Here is a 14529-nt window from a genome sequence, read left to right on the forward strand (position 1 = left end):
GAGGGGAAATGGGAACGATGACAGCACAAATCATTAGCGGTGCAGAGTTGGCAAAAGAAAAGCGTTCGCAATTGGCAAAAGAGGTGGAACGGCTGAAACGGGAAGGAATCGAACCGGGGCTTGCCGTCATTCTTGTCGGCGATGATCCTGCTTCTCATTCTTATGTGAGAGGAAAACAAAAAGCGTGCGCAGAAGTCGGAATTCGCTCTACATTGTTGACATTTCCGGCTACGATTACGGAAGAATTTTTATTGGGGAAAATAAAAGAGTTGAACGAAGATCCGGCTGTGCATGGCATTTTAGTGCAGCTTCCGCTTCCAAAACATATTAACGAATTGAAAGTGATTGAAACGATCTCGCCTGAGAAAGATGTCGACGGGTTTCATCCTATTAACGTAGGAAGAATGATGGTCGGGCAAGATGCGTTTCTCCCTTGTACGCCATACGGCATTTTAGTGATGGTAAAGTCCATCGGGGTAGATATCGCCGGAAAACACGTAGTTGTCGTCGGCCGCAGCAACATCGTCGGCAAGCCGGTCGGACAATTATTTTTGCGCGAGCATGCGACCGTTACATATTGCCATTCACGAACAAACGATTTAGCTTCCATTACGCGCCAAGCCGATATTTTAATCGTTGCTGTCGGGAAAGCGCGCCTTATTGGGGCGGAACATGTGAAGCAAGGGGCCGTCGTCATTGATGTCGGCGTCAACCGTCTAGAAAACGGCAAGTTATGCGGCGACGTCAATTTTGAGGAAGTAAAGGAAGTGGCAAGCTACATTACGCCGGTTCCAAAAGGGGTCGGACCGATGACGATCACGATGTTGCTTCATAATACGATCGAAGCGGCAAAGAAACATGCGCATCGGAAAGTTCACGAATAAGCGAGGGTTATGCTTGTGGCAGAAGTAAAATATGTGACTGTTGGAGCGCTGACAAAATATATTAAACGCAAATTTGAAGTGGATCCACATTTGCGCGACTTATGGATCAAGGGGGAAATTTCCAACTTTAAATATCATTCGCGCGGCCATATGTACTTTACGTTAAAAGATGAGCAAGCCCGCATTCAGGCAGTCATGTTCGCTGGATACAACCAACATTTGTCGTTTCGTCCGGAAGATGGCATGAAAGTGCTCGTTCGTGGCGAAATTTCCGTTTACGAGCCGAGCGGCAACTATCAAATTTACGTGAAAGAAATGCAGCCAGAAGGAATCGGCAATTTATATTTAGCGTACGAGCAACTAAAAAAACGGCTCGAGGCGGAAGGGCTGTTTTCTCCCGAACATAAAAAGCCGATTCCTGCGTTTCCTCGCTATATTGGCGTCGTTACTTCGCCAACTGGCGCGGCGATTCGCGATATTGTGACGACAATTCGCCGCCGTTATCCGATCGCGACGGTGATTTTGTTCCCGACGCTTGTTCAAGGGGAGGAAGCTGCCGGATCGATCGTTCGTTCGATTGAAAAAGCGAACGAGCTTGGCTATATTGATGTGCTTATTGTCGGACGCGGGGGCGGCTCGATTGAAGAGCTATGGGCGTTTAATGAAGAAGTGGTCGCCCGTGCGATTTTTGCTTCCAAAGTGCCGATTATTTCCGCGGTTGGGCACGAGACGGATTTTACGATCGCTGATTTTGTCGCTGATTTGCGCGCCCCGACGCCAACTGGTGCCGCGGAGCTGGCGGTGCCGCATGTGACGGAGTTGATGGAGCGAATTTCGCAACGGAAATTGCGGCTGATGCGCGCGATGAAAGAAAAAGTGGCGGCAGAATCAGAGCGGCTTTTGCGTTTGCAAAAATCATATGCGTTTCGCTATCCAGAAAAACTATACGAGCAAAAAGAACAGCAATTGGATTCTTTATTAGAACGGCTGCAACGCCATACAGAGCGGCTTTTCGATAAAAAACGCGAACGGCTCGAACAGTTGCGCCTGAAGTTGTTGCGGCATCATCCAGCTGAGCAGCTATCAAGAATGAAAGAAAAACACGAATCTCTTCTCAAATCGCTGGAAAAAGAAATGCGCTCCCTTGTTCATCATCAACAGCTTCGCTTTACGTCTCTCGTTTCACATTTACACGCGCTTAGCCCGCTCAAAATTATGGAGCGCGGCTATAGCTTAGTTTATAATGAAAAAAAAGAACTGGTAAAAAGCATTCGCCAGCTTCAACTAGGTGATACGATTCAAGTACGCTTGCAAGATGGGCAAATTGATTGTCACGTATGGGGAATGGAGGAGAAGCAGTTACATGAGTGAGGAAAAAGAACTTACTTTTGAAGAAGCGATGGCAAAGTTAGAAGAAATTGTGGAAAAATTAGAAGAAGGAAACGTGCCGCTTGAGCAGGCGATTTCCTTTTTTCAGGAAGGAATGAAGCTGTCAAAGTTTTGTCATGATAAATTGCAAAACGTAGAAAAGCAAATGGAATACATTTTACGAGAGGACGGGCAACTCGCTCCTTTCACGCTTCAGGAGGAGGAATAGCTTTTGAATCGGGCGGAAGTAGAACGGTTTTTACAAGAGCAAAAGCAGCGTTTGGAAAATGTTTTGCCGCGTTATATTACAAGAATGGCTGCTCCTGAAACGATTAAACGGGCGATGGCTTATTCGCTGGAGGCAGGGGGAAAGCGCATCCGTCCGCTTCTGTTGTTTGCGACGTTGCATTCGTTCGGAAAAAAGCCGGATATTGGACTTCCGGTGGCGTGCGCCATTGAGATGATTCATACATATTCGCTGATTCACGATGATTTGCCGAGCATGGATAACGATGATTTGCGGCGCGGCAAGCCGACGAATCATAAAGTGTTTGGGGAAGCGATGGCCATTTTGGCGGGCGATGGATTGCTCACTTACGCGTTTCAAGTGATCGCTGAAGCCAATGATGCCCGCATTTCTCCAATGACAAAAATTCGGCTAATCGAAGAACTGGCGAAAGCGGCGGGACCGGAAGGAATGGTGGCGGGACAAGTTGCCGATATCGAAGGAGAAGGGAAGCAGCTTTCGCTTGAACAGCTGGAATATATTCATCGCCATAAAACAGGGAAAATGCTGCAATACAGCGTATTGGCTGGCGCGCTCCTTGCAGGCGCGAAAGACGAACAGCTGCGCCATCTCGATATGTTTGCCTCCCATCTCGGTCTCGCTTTTCAAATTCGCGATGATATTCTTGATATTGAGGGATCAGAAGAAAAAATTGGCAAACGGGTTGGCAGCGACATTGAAAACAAAAAAGTGACATATCCATCGCTTTTAACGATTTCCGGGGCAAAAGAAAAGCTATCATTCCATATCGCAGAAGCAAAACGTTATTTGCAAAAAGCAGAAGTCGACGACAGCGTACTAAGTTATATTTGTGATTTGGTCGCGACGCGTGATCATTAAGGAATCATCCATTGCTGATTTGTTGTCAATATGTTATATTAAAATAATAGAGAGTTTTTCCATGTATGCCGTTATCACAACTGTGTTAGCGGCTCTTTTTCTCTTTTGGAACGGAAATCGATTTTTTATGTTTAATCATGTATAATAATAACTAACTTCTGTATTATTATATCAACTGCGATAAAAGCGAACGATTAAAACGAAAGCGAGTGATCTCGTTTGGATGTTACCAAAATTAAAAACCCGCGCTTTTTAAAAAGCATGTCAACGAAACAACTGATTGAGCTAAGTGCTGATATCCGAAAGTTTTTAATTGAGAAGCTGTCGAAAACCGGCGGGCATATCGGTCCGAATTTAGGCGTTGTCGAGCTGACGATCGCGCTTCATAAAGTGTTTGACAGCCCGAAAGATAAGCTGATTTGGGATGTCGGCCATCAATCGTACGTCCATAAAATTTTGACAGGGCGTGCATCCGAATTTGATACATTGCGGCAATATAAAGGTTTGTCGGGCTTTCCAAAGAAAAATGAAAGCGAACATGACGTGTGGGAAACCGGCCATAGTTCCACGTCGTTGTCTGCGGCAATGGGGATGGCGATCGCCCGCGACTTAAAGGGAACGGATGAATATATCGTTCCGATTATTGGTGACGGAGCGTTGACAGGCGGTATGGCGCTTGAGGCGTTAAATCATATCGGTCATGAGAAAAAGGATATTATCGTTGTTTTAAACGATAATGAAATGTCGATTGCTCCGAACGTCGGCGCTTTGCATAATGTGTTAGGGCGGCTGCGGACAGCCGGCAAATATCAATGGGTGAAGGACGAGTTGGAGCTGTTATTAAAAAGAATTCCTGCTGTCGGCGGCAAGTTGGCGGCAATGGCAGAGCGCATTAAAGATAGTCTAAAATATTTGCTCGTTTCCGGCGTTTTTTTTGAGGAATTGGGATTTACGTATCTCGGGCCTGTCGATGGTCACAATTTTGACGATTTGTTTGAGAATTTGCATTACGCCAAAAAAATAAAAGGCCCTGTGCTTCTTCACGTTATTACGAAAAAAGGAAAAGGGTATAGTCCGGCGGAAAATGATAAAGTCGGAGTATGGCATGGCACCGGTCCATATAAAATCGAAACCGGCGATTTTCTAAAGCCGGTGGATGCTGCGCCGTCATGGAGCGAACTTGTCAGCGAAACAGTGCGGAAGTTGGCGCGCACAGATAAGCGGATTGTCGCGATTACGCCGGCGATGCCAGTCGGCTCGAAACTGGAAGGATTTGCGAGCGAATTTCCTGAGCGAATGTTTGATGTCGGGATTGCTGAGCAGCACGCGACAACGCTTGCCGCGGGGCTTGCTTCGCAAGGGATGAAGCCGTTTCTGGCGATTTATTCGACATTTTTGCAGCGGGCGTATGACCAAGTCGTCCATGATGTTTGCCGGCAAAATTTAAATGTTTTTTTCGCGATTGACCGGGCCGGGTTAGTCGGCGCGGACGGCGAAACGCACCAAGGTGTGTTTGATATCGCCTTTTTACGCCACATTCCAAACCTTGTCATCATGATGCCAAAGGATGAAAACGAAGGGCAGCATATGGTGTATACGGCGATTCAATACGATGACGGGCCGATCGCGCTTCGTTTTCCGCGCGGCAACGGACTTGGCGTAAAGCTCGATGAAGAATTGAAGAAAATTCCGATAGGAACGTGGGAAGTATTGCGCGAAGGCCGCGATTTAGCGATTTTAACGTTTGGCACTATGATTTCCGTGGCGCTAGAGGCGGCAGAAAAGCTTGCCAAAGAGAATATTTCCGTGAAAGTGGTGAACGCGCGTTTTATCAAACCGATGGATGAGGCAATGTTGCATGATTTGTTAGAAAGCAATATCCCTATTTTAACGATTGAAGAAGCGGTATTGCAAGGCGGATTTGGCAGCGCCGTTTTGGAGTTTGCCCATGACCATGGCTACCATCAAACGGTAATTAACCGAATGGGCATCCCCGACCGTTTCATTGAACACGGCAGCGTCAAAGAGCTGCTGAATGAAATCGGCTTAACGACAGCGCATATTATCGACCGCGTGAAAACGATGATACCAAGAAAACAAAAAAGGGCATGAAAGATGAAAGGGAAAAAAGAACGTCTGGATGTATTACTTGTTCAACGAGGTTTAATGGAGACGCGTGAGAAAGCAAAACGGGCGATTATGGCCGGGCTTGTGTATACAAACGAAGTCCGACTAGACAAGCCTGGCGAAAAAGTTCCCGTAGATATCCCGTTAACGATAAAAGGGGACGTGCTTCCGTATGTAAGCCGCGGCGGCTTGAAGCTCGAAAAAGCGCTGCAGACATTCGATGTAAGCGTCCAAGATAAAATCGTTTTGGATATCGGGGCATCTACGGGAGGATTTACCGATTGCGCGCTGCAGCATGGCGCGAAGCTATCGTACGCGCTTGACGTCGGCTATAATCAGCTGGCGTGGAAGCTGCGCCAGGACGATCGCGTCGTTGTGATGGAGCGGACGAATTTCCGCTATGTCACGCCCGATTATTTTACGAAAGGGCTTCCACAATTTGCAACGATCGATGTCTCCTTTATTTCATTAAAACTAATATTGCCTGTATTGAAGAAGGTGATTGTTCCCGGAAGCGATGTGGTCGCCCTTGTCAAGCCGCAATTCGAAGCGGGCAGAGAAAAAGTCGGCAAAAAAGGCATCGTTCGCGACCCGAACGTGCATGAAGAGGTGTTGACGTCCATCATCAACTTTGCGCTTAGCGAAGGGTTTGATGCTATGAACTTATCGCATTCCCCGATTACCGGCGGCGATGGAAATATCGAATTTTTGCTTCACCTCCGCTTTGAAGGCGGAAAAGAAACAGGGGAAAACCGCTTGCCAAAATCGGTCAGCGAGGTAGTGAAAGAAGCCCATTTGCAGTTGAAAAGCCGGGAATAACGATGATGGTTATTCCCGTTTTTCCCGTGAAATTACTTGTGCGAGGTGTCGAATTTGAATAAAGGACAAAGGCATATTAAAATTCGCGAAATTATTATGAACCACGAAATTGAGACGCAAGACGAACTTGTCGATATGCTGAAAAAAGCGGGATTTAATGTAACGCAAGCAACCGTTTCAAGAGACATTAAAGAACTGCAGCTCGTCAAAGTGCCGATGGCCAATGGCCGCTATAAATATAGCCTTCCTTCCGATCAGCGCTTTAACCCTACGCAAAAATTAAAACGCGCTTTAATGGATGCGTTTGTCAAACTTGATGGAGCGGGCAATTTGCTCGTTTTAAAAACGTTGCCAGGCAACGCGCACGCCATTGGCGTTTTGCTTGATAATTTAGACTGGAACGAAATCGTTGGAACGATTTGCGGAGATGACACTTGCCTTATTATTTGCCGCACAGCCGAAGATGCCGAAAAGGTTTCCGGGCAATTGTTAGGAATGCTTTAAAAATTGGGGGTGATTCCACTTGCTAGCGGAATTATCCATAAAAAATTTTGCGATTATCGAATCATTGTCGGTTTCGTTTGACAAAGGGCTGACGGTGCTAACCGGGGAAACGGGAGCGGGAAAGTCGATTATTATTGACGCCATCCAGCTGCTAATTGGAGGGCGCGGTTCGGCGGAGTTTGTCCGCTACGGGGAAGAGAAGGCGGAAATAGAAGGGCTTTTTTTATTGGATAATGAGAACCATCCATGTTACGGCAAATGTGCGGAAGTAGGTATCGATATTAGCGAAGGCATGGTTGTTTTGCGCCGCGAAATTTTTGCGAACGGGAAAAGCGTGTGCCGCGTCAATGGAAAATTAGTGACAACGGCTATATTGCGCGATATCGGTTCTACGCTTGTCGATATCCACGGCCAACATGAACACCAAGAATTAATGGATCCGTCACGGCATCTTCCGTTGCTCGATGAATACGGAGGAGCGGAAATTGCGGCCGCGCTTGAAGAATACCGCGCCGTTTATGAGAAATATGAACAATTGCGGAAAAAGTTGGAAAAGCTGAATGAAAATGAGCAGCAAATGGCTCATCGCCTTGATTTATTAACATTTCAGCTCGATGAAATTCAAAAAGCGAATTTGCAGGCAAACGAAGATGAACAATTAATGGAAGAAAAAGTAAAAATTATGAACTTCCAAAAAATTTATGAGGCGCTGAAACATAGTTATGAGGCGTTATCCGGCGAACAACGTGGACTTGATTGGATTGGCCTGGCAATGAGCCATTTAGAAGATGTCACCTCTATCAACCCGTCATTGAAAGAAGCGTACGAAACGATTGCGAATAGTTATTATTTATTGGAGGATATTACGTATAAATTGAGCGATGAACTTGAACAATTAGAGTATGACCCGGCCCGCCTCGATTTTATTGAAAGCCGCCTTAGCGAAATTAACCAATTAAAACGGAAATACGGATCGACCATAGAAGATATTTTGCAATATGCCGAAAAAATTGCCGAGGAAATCGATGAACTTCAACATCGCGAAACCCATATCCATGAACTGCAAAAAGAATTGAAGTCGGTGACAGAAGATTTGTTAATTGAAGCAAAAAATGTGACGAACGTTCGCCAAAAATACGCGAAAATGTTAATTGACCGTATTCATCAAGAATTAAAAGATCTATACATGGAAAAAACGCAATTTGATATCGTATTCACGAAAAGAGAAGGAGCGCTCGATGCGCCGCTGCTTGACGGCGTACCAGTGAGATTTCATGAAGATGGCGTCGATGATGTGGAATTTTACATTTCCACCAACGTGGGCGAACCGCTAAAACCGCTGGCGAAAATTGCTTCCGGCGGCGAATTGTCACGCATCATGCTCGCGTTAAAAAGCATATTTTCGAAACATCAAGGCGTTACATCCATCATTTTTGATGAAGTCGATACAGGCGTCAGCGGCCGGGTTGCGCAGGCGATCGCCGAAAAAATTTACCGCGTCTCGATTGGTTCGCAAGTGCTTTGTATTTCCCATTTGCCGCAAGTAGCGGCGATGGCGGATACGCATTTATTTATTGCGAAGGAAACGGACGGAAATCGGACAAGGACATTAGTAAAAGCATTATCGGACGAAGAAAAAGTAAAAGAAATCGGCCGGATGATTTCCGGGGTGGAAATTACAGAACTAACGAAGCAACATGCAAAAGAGCTGCTTGAGCTAGCAGCGAAAATCAAAGGATGAAACGCTATCCATTATGGGTAGCTTTTTTTATGGGAAAAGCGATTATATTTCCACGGTTTAAGGCAAAATTAAAACTGTAGCCGCTTTTTCGAAGGGTGTAGGTGGGAGCGAGGAGAGTGAAAACGATTGAATACAGAGGCAATCCGGAAAATAATAGGAGTTTTTCTCCTTGTTTCGCTGACGTTTATTAGTATGTCAAAACCGATTAAAGAGTATTTGCAAATTCCAAAACAAATCATGATGTTTGAAGGAGAAGCGATGCGATTTTCTTCTACGGCGCTCCCAGTCCAAACGACGGTGAAAGATGCTTCCAAATCGCTAGAAATTCACAAACATGCTCATTCGTTTTCCGTAAAAGCAAAGCAGCGTGGAGAAAAGCAAATGGTATTGGAAGTTGCCGGAATGCCGGTAAAACAAGTGGATGTGAAAGTGCTGCCAAGTTTAAAGGTCGTCCCCGGAGGGCAATCGATTGGCGTTAAGTTAAATACGGTAGGAGTTCTTGTCGTTGGCTACCATCTGATCGAAACAGAAAACGGAAAAAAATCGCCGGGTGAAATTGCCGGGATTAAAGTGGGAGATATAATTACCGGCATTAACGGGAAAAAAATCGAAAACATGGATGATCTTTCTCCTTTTATTGAAGAGGCAGGAAAAAGAGGAAAACCGCTTCATCTTCAAGTTCTTCGTGACCAGCACTCCTTTACGACGAAATTAGTTCCGTTAAAGGATAAACACGATCACGCTTACCGCATCGGATTGTACATCCGTGATTCTGCTGCCGGCATTGGCACGCTGACGTTTTACGACCCTGTTTCTAAAAAATACGGAGCATTAGGGCACGTCATTTCCGATATGGATACGAAAAAACCAATTGTTGTGCAAAACGGTCAAATTATGAAATCAACCGTTACATCCATTGAAAAAGGAAGCAGTGGCAATCCTGGCGAGAAATTAGCGCGATTTTCAAGCGATAAGGAAGTTATCGGAAACATTACCGATAACAGTCCGTTTGGCATTTTTGGTACGCTCTCCAAACCGATCGACAACGGAATTTTTACAAAACCGATTCCGATTGCGTTATCGAGCCAAGTTAAGGAAGGGCCGGCAAAAATGTTGACTGTTGTGGAAAACGACAAAGTCGAGCCATTTGATATTGAAATTGTAAGCACCATTCCTCAAAAATTTCCAGCCACAAAAGGTCTTGTTATTCGTGTCACTGATCCCCGTTTATTAAAAAAGACGGGCGGAATCGTTCAAGGAATGAGCGGAAGCCCGATTATTCAAAACGGGAAATTAGTCGGCGCAGTTACTCATGTATTTGTCAATGATCCGACATCTGGCTATGGCGTTCATATCGAATGGATGTTACACGAAGCAGGAATTGATATATACGGAAAATCGAACAAAAAGGCGAGCTGATAATGCGGCTCGTCTTTTGAAATTTTATTTACAAAAAATTTCGTGGAAAACATCATAAATTCAGCTTTTTTTGCATAGATATTTGATGAAACATCATATAAAATGAATATGTAAAGATTTTTCGATAAAATTATATTTATATTCCATAAAAAATTGTCAAATTAGGTCGTTTTTTGATATAATTCCAAAAATTATTTGTTTTTTTAATATTTTTTAAAAAAGTGAAAGGATTTTTCATCATGTTGTCGAATTTGTCACAATAGAATTTTCATCTACATAGCAATAGAATTTTGGGAGTAAGGAGGAAGATTTTCTTGAAAATTAAAGTATGTATTGCGGACGATAATCGTGAGTTAGTGAATTTGCTCGAAGAATATATTTCCAGCCAAAACGATATGGAAGTGATCGGGACTGCTTATAATGGTCAAGATTGCTTATATATGCTCGAGGAAAAACAACCGGATGTGTTATTGTTAGACATTATTATGCCTCATTTAGATGGATTGGCCGTATTGGAAAAAATTCGTGCGAAGCGGGAAAAACAACCGAATGTGATCATGTTGACAGCGTTTGGCCAAGAAGATGTGACAAAGAAAGCAGTGGAACTTGGCGCCTCTTATTTTATTTTAAAACCGTTTGACATGGAAAATTTAGTGTATCATATCCGTCAAGTGCATGGAAAAACAGCACCAATGGTGAAAAAAGCAGCGTCTGCCTACCAAACGCGGGATAACAGGCCGAAAAATTTGGATGCAAGCATCACGAGCATCATTCATGAAATCGGCGTTCCGGCCCATATTAAAGGATATTTATATTTACGTGAAGCGATCGCCATGGTATATAACGATATTGAATTGCTCGGGGCAATTACGAAAGTGCTTTACCCAGACATTGCGAAAAAATATAATACGACCGCCAGCCGCGTCGAGCGGGCGATCCGCCATGCGATTGAAGTCGCTTGGAGCCGCGGCAATCTCGAATCCATTTCTTCCTTATTCGGCTACACCGTAAGCATGTCCAAAGCCAAACCGACAAACAGCGAATTCATTGCGATGGTAGCCGATAAGCTAAGATTAGAGCATAAGGCGTCTTAAAGCCGCTAATATCAACGGTTTGAAGGCTTCGGGCAACAAACGTTAGTTACCGATAAATATCGAAACGAAGCCGATAAATATTCATACGTACGCATACGAACGAGAAACGCCTCTTATTTACCGGGGAAAACAACGGTAAGTAGGAGGTGTTTTTATTTTGTCCGACTTTGATATTCAGTTAGATAATTTCATGCTGTATTGTGACGCTAAAAATCTGTCGCGGAAAACGAAAGCGAGTTACGAACAAACTTTACGCCTATTCTTTTTATATCTCGAGGAACAACACAAAATTAAGCAGATCAAGAAAGTAAAGCCTTTTCACATTCGGGCGTATATCAAATATTTACGTGAGCGCGGGAAATATACGGTGGTTTCTAACCTAAATAAGACAAACGTAAATTATCCGACCCATCGTACAGATGACAACAAACCGATCAGCGATACAACCATTTCTAAAAGTGTTTTTCAATTTCTTGTCTAGAGAACGGGAAATAAAAGAAGATCCATGCGAAAATATCGAAAACGTTAAACCGCAGCCTTGCACGGCATGCATAAAGCGCGTCCCTTCGAAACATTTTGTTGTTACATCGGCTTTTTCCAAACATATAGTTCGAAAATAAAGAAACAATCGCGACGGCAATAAGCCCGAAAAATACAATATAAATCCGCCAAGCAAACCGCTTCAACGATATTGTTTCCAGAATTAACAGCGTCGAAACAATGTCGCGACATTGTACGGAAGTGTTTAGCGGGTATAAACGTGATAATGGCGCCAAACAGCGCGTTTGTGAAAAGAAATACGCGACGATATCAAAGTACACTTAACCGCGATGGTTTAACGAAAGGTCAGCGGCTTTGTATCGTGCTGAACCTGTAACAAGGCGAAGGAGCAATTAAAGGCGAAGCAAAGGCAGTCAAGCGGACGAAACAATCAAACATCGTTCTGCACAAATGGTCATAACGAAAGCCTGATGATCCAAAAACAGACCAACGGGAAGGCGGAAACGGCGTAGCATAACTTTCAATACTTAGAAGAATAAAAATAAAAAGCGGCTCGTTGCGTTAACGGGTCGCTTTCGTGTTTTCGAAAATTTTTCAAGAGCACGTGCATTTTTCGAAGATAACTCGAAAAAATTATTAATAAAAGGAGGTTTGATTTTATGGATAATGGACAGAAAGACGTAGATAAATACATAGAGGAACTCAAGGAAAAGGGCGAAAATAGTTCAAATGACACCGAAGTGATCGAAAATATCAAGTCGATGGGTGACATCGATTAGCAAAGCGAGGTCTAACTGCATATGCCCCTGTCAAGTAGACATTGAAAAAAGAGGATATTAAGTTGCGGTCTTGTCTCGATACTCAATCGGAGAAAGGCCGTTTTTTGTGAATCACCGATTGAATTCCCCATTCTCCCATAAGACGCTGTACAAGTTGATCGTTTACCATGGTTCCTTCTCTGGATAATGCCCTTGTTATCCGTTTATATCCGAAGTATGGAGCATTCTTATAAATGGCAAGTAAATGGCAAGTAAATGTTCTTTTAATAAAAGCTCTTCTTCCAGACGGAATGCTTTTTTGGATCGGCTTTTGCGCCATTGTAGTACCGTGCCGTGCTTTAGAAACTTTGGAACAACCATGCAAGTGGGTGCTTTTTCCGCAGCTCATCGATAATGAGAAACTTTTCCGATTTTAAGACAACTCCTTCCCGTATAGATTTGGTGGCGCCTTTTAGGTATTCCACCTGTGCTTTCCAATACGCGTTTTCCTCTGCCAAACTGGAAAAATGTTTGCGATTCCGCACTCTCCGTTGATCTTTCAATGACTCGCCGCGCTGAACTTTCTTGATCCATTTGGGCAATCTGGGCAGCGCTCTTGATTCCAAAATGTTTGCGGAGCTGCCGATCAGGCCAGCCCTCTTTCCAATTTCAAACGAACGACTTCCCGTTTCAGCTCTTCGGAATGGGTGTTAAACGTTTGTTCTTTTTTGCCATCAAAAATCCCCTCCCAAGCAGACTTTTAAGAACATCATATCCAATGTCCTCTTTTTTCGCTGTCTACTTGTAGGGGATAATACCATCGACTGATTTTTTATACAATTTTTTCTTTATTGTTGTTCATTTTGCTTTTTTTCTAATTCGAGCAATTTTTGCACTAAAATATGCTGAGGCATATGCATAATTTGTTCGATCGGCATTCCTAGTGCTTTCGCTAATTTTTGCGCCGTTTCGAAAGAAATTTGCAGCGGTCTCATCTTATTATCACCTCGCTTGCTGATAAAAACAGTATAGCAATTTTTTTGTTTTCCCGCATATATTTTTATGATCGCTTTTGCATGAGGTCGACAGAAGGGAGTTAAACAAAACGCATGACGAAAATTTTCGCGCACCGCGGTTCCGCCGGCACACATCCGGAAAATACGATGATCGCCTTTTTGGAAGCGGAGCGAGTCGGGGCGGACGGGATTGAGTTGGATGTGCAGCTAAGCAAAGACGGGCAAATTGTTGTCATTCATGATGAAACGATCGACCGAACGACAGATGGAACTGGCTGGGTAAAAGATTTTACGTATCGCGAATTACAACAATTTAACGCCGCGTATAAATTTGCGGATCAATATGATGGTTGCCGCATCCCTCTGCTCGAGGAAGTGCTGGCATGGATTCGCCCGACATCGTTGCTGTTGAATGTTGAACTAAAAAATGGTTTTGTTGTGTACGAAACATTAGAGCAAAAAGTCATCGATATGATTAAGCACTATCAATTGGAAGAACGCACTGTTTTATCGTCTTTTAACCATAATAGCATGGCGTTTTGCCGCCATCTTGCGCCAAATATAGAGACGGCCATATTATATATGGAGCCTTTATACGATCCATGGAAATACGTTCGAGTGATCGGGGCAGACGGTCTCCATCCTTATCATCGGACAGTGTCAGAACCATTTGTTCGTCAAGCCCGCAATCACCGGGTTGCGGTGCGTCCATTTACGATTAATAAAGAGTCGTTGATGAAAAAAATGTTCCAATATGGAGTGGATGCCATTTTTACGGATTATCCGCTTAAGGCGAAAGAGGTGCGCCAAAACAAAAAAACGCCCTGAACGTAATATTAGGGCGCTTTTTTCTTTTTCTGAAACCGCGGCTGAACTTTGTTTCGTTTCCGGTCACGATGCAAAATAAATCCCCCGATAAATGCCAAGCCAGCCGCAAACAAAAGAAAGCCACCTAAAAATTGCAGTGACGGGGACGGAAATGGGGAATGCAAAATGCCGAATAATGTGTCACGCATCCATTTGATGCCTAATGCGGCTAACAAGCCTGGAATGACTAAAAGGAGAAGAGCGATGATCCGCAGCATCATGATCGAATTCCTTTCGCAAAAAAAAGTCGCTTCATGAACCATCATAACGGTTTGGCACCATTTGTCAAGCAAAGAAAAAACAAT

14 protein-coding genes and 1 pseudogene are annotated in these 14529 nt (G+C 44.0%); 12 read left to right on the forward strand and 3 right to left on the reverse strand.

What is annotated here, in order from left to right:
• Nucleotides 1-17 precede the first annotated feature (17 nt).
• From folD to MWM02_RS05985, 11 genes are all read left to right on the forward strand, one after another.
• Nucleotides 18-884 carry a bifunctional methylenetetrahydrofolate dehydrogenase/methenyltetrahydrofolate cyclohydrolase FolD gene (folD, locus tag MWM02_RS05935; RefSeq protein WP_064549936.1) on the forward strand — a complete coding sequence of 289 codons (867 nt, stop codon included), beginning with the start codon at nt 18-20 and terminating at the stop codon, nt 882-884.
• 9 nt (nt 885-893) lie between these two features.
• On the forward strand, nt 894-2255 hold the full coding sequence (gene xseA, locus MWM02_RS05940; RefSeq protein WP_198401527.1) for an exodeoxyribonuclease VII large subunit: 1362 nt from the start codon (nt 894-896) through the stop codon (nt 2253-2255).
• Entirely contained in the window at nt 2248-2481 is a 234-nt protein-coding gene (locus MWM02_RS05945; RefSeq protein ID WP_064549937.1) for an exodeoxyribonuclease VII small subunit, read from the forward strand. The genes xseA and MWM02_RS05945 overlap by 8 nt, the downstream gene beginning before the upstream one ends.
• A 3-nt stretch (nt 2482-2484) precedes the next feature.
• The gene (locus tag MWM02_RS05950; protein ID WP_064549938.1) at nt 2485-3378 is read left to right on the forward strand and encodes a polyprenyl synthetase family protein; all 894 of its coding nucleotides are present in this window, start codon (nt 2485-2487) and stop codon (nt 3376-3378) included.
• A gap of 219 nt (nt 3379-3597) precedes the next feature.
• Nucleotides 3598-5490: a 1-deoxy-D-xylulose-5-phosphate synthase gene (gene dxs, locus MWM02_RS05955; RefSeq protein WP_244403154.1), complete on the forward strand. Its 1893-nt coding sequence runs from the start codon at nt 3598-3600 to the stop codon at nt 5488-5490.
• Between the two features lie 3 nt (nt 5491-5493).
• Nucleotides 5494-6324 carry a TlyA family RNA methyltransferase gene (locus MWM02_RS05960; protein ID WP_064549940.1) on the forward strand — a complete coding sequence of 277 codons (831 nt, stop codon included), beginning with the start codon at nt 5494-5496 and terminating at the stop codon, nt 6322-6324.
• Nucleotides 6325-6378: 54 nt separating this feature from the next.
• A complete protein-coding gene (gene ahrC / locus MWM02_RS05965) occupies nt 6379-6828 on the forward strand; it encodes a transcriptional regulator AhrC/ArgR (protein WP_064549941.1) in 450 nt (149 codons plus the stop codon).
• Nucleotides 6829-6847: 19 nt separating this feature from the next.
• Nucleotides 6848-8569 carry a DNA repair protein RecN gene (recN, locus tag MWM02_RS05970; RefSeq protein ID WP_244403155.1) on the forward strand — a complete coding sequence of 574 codons (1722 nt, stop codon included), beginning with the start codon at nt 6848-6850 and terminating at the stop codon, nt 8567-8569.
• A gap of 126 nt (nt 8570-8695) precedes the next feature.
• Nucleotides 8696-9988: a SpoIVB peptidase gene (gene spoIVB / locus MWM02_RS05975; RefSeq protein ID WP_064549943.1), complete on the forward strand. Its 1293-nt coding sequence runs from the start codon at nt 8696-8698 to the stop codon at nt 9986-9988.
• A 314-nt stretch (nt 9989-10302) separates the two neighbouring features.
• Complete coding sequence (gene spo0A / locus MWM02_RS05980; protein ID WP_064549944.1) at nt 10303-11082, forward strand: sporulation transcription factor Spo0A; 780 nt, start codon at nt 10303-10305, stop codon at nt 11080-11082.
• Nucleotides 11083-11272: 190 nt separating this feature from the next.
• The gene (locus MWM02_RS05985; RefSeq protein ID WP_244403597.1) at nt 11273-11563 is read left to right on the forward strand and encodes a site-specific integrase; all 291 of its coding nucleotides are present in this window, start codon (nt 11273-11275) and stop codon (nt 11561-11563) included.
• An 890-nt stretch (nt 11564-12453) separates the two neighbouring features.
• Here MWM02_RS05985 and MWM02_RS05990 read toward each other — a convergent pair.
• Nucleotides 12454-13083, reverse strand: a pseudogene (locus tag MWM02_RS05990) (IS3 family transposase); the annotation flags it as partial.
• 106 nt (nt 13084-13189) lie between these two features.
• Nucleotides 13190-13336 carry a YycC family protein gene (locus MWM02_RS05995; RefSeq protein WP_064549959.1) on the reverse strand — a complete coding sequence of 49 codons (147 nt, stop codon included), beginning with the start codon at nt 13334-13336 and terminating at the stop codon, nt 13190-13192.
• Between the two features lie 114 nt (nt 13337-13450).
• Here MWM02_RS05995 and MWM02_RS06000 point away from each other — a divergent pair, with 114 nt between their 5' ends.
• A complete protein-coding gene (locus MWM02_RS06000; protein WP_064549960.1) occupies nt 13451-14185 on the forward strand; it encodes a glycerophosphodiester phosphodiesterase in 735 nt (244 codons plus the stop codon).
• An 8-nt stretch (nt 14186-14193) separates the two neighbouring features.
• Here the strand turns inward: MWM02_RS06000 and MWM02_RS06005 are convergent, their stop codons facing one another.
• A complete protein-coding gene (locus MWM02_RS06005) occupies nt 14194-14442 on the reverse strand; it encodes a DUF2627 domain-containing protein (protein ID WP_244403598.1) in 249 nt (82 codons plus the stop codon).
• Between the last annotated feature and the right edge of the window lie 87 nt (nt 14443-14529).

This window comes from Parageobacillus sp. KH3-4 (genome assembly GCF_022846435.1).
Taxonomy (GTDB): Bacteria; Bacillota; Bacilli; order Bacillales; family Anoxybacillaceae; genus Parageobacillus; species Parageobacillus thermoglucosidasius_A.

Bases quoted from the DNA above. Each gene is read 5' to 3' on its own strand.
- folD (WP_064549936.1), top strand. From the start codon at position 18: ATGACAGCACAAATCATTAGCGGTGCAGAGTTGGCAAAAGAAAAGCGT.
- xseA (WP_198401527.1), top strand. From the start codon at position 894: ATGCTTGTGGCAGAAGTAAAATATGTGACTGTTGGAGCGCTGACAAAA.
- MWM02_RS05945 (WP_064549937.1), top strand. From the start codon at position 2,248: ATGAGTGAGGAAAAAGAACTTACTTTTGAAGAAGCGATGGCAAAGTTA.
- MWM02_RS05960 (WP_064549940.1), top strand. From the start codon at position 5,494: ATGAAAGGGAAAAAAGAACGTCTGGATGTATTACTTGTTCAACGAGGT.
- MWM02_RS05985 (WP_244403597.1), top strand. From the start codon at position 11,273: ATGCTGTATTGTGACGCTAAAAATCTGTCGCGGAAAACGAAAGCGAGT.
- MWM02_RS05995 (WP_064549959.1), bottom strand. From the start codon at position 13,336: ATGAGACCGCTGCAAATTTCTTTCGAAACGGCGCAAAAATTAGCGAAA.
- MWM02_RS06000 (WP_064549960.1), top strand. From the start codon at position 13,451: ATGACGAAAATTTTCGCGCACCGCGGTTCCGCCGGCACACATCCGGAA.
- MWM02_RS06005 (WP_244403598.1), bottom strand. From the start codon at position 14,442: ATGCTGCGGATCATCGCTCTTCTCCTTTTAGTCATTCCAGGCTTGTTA.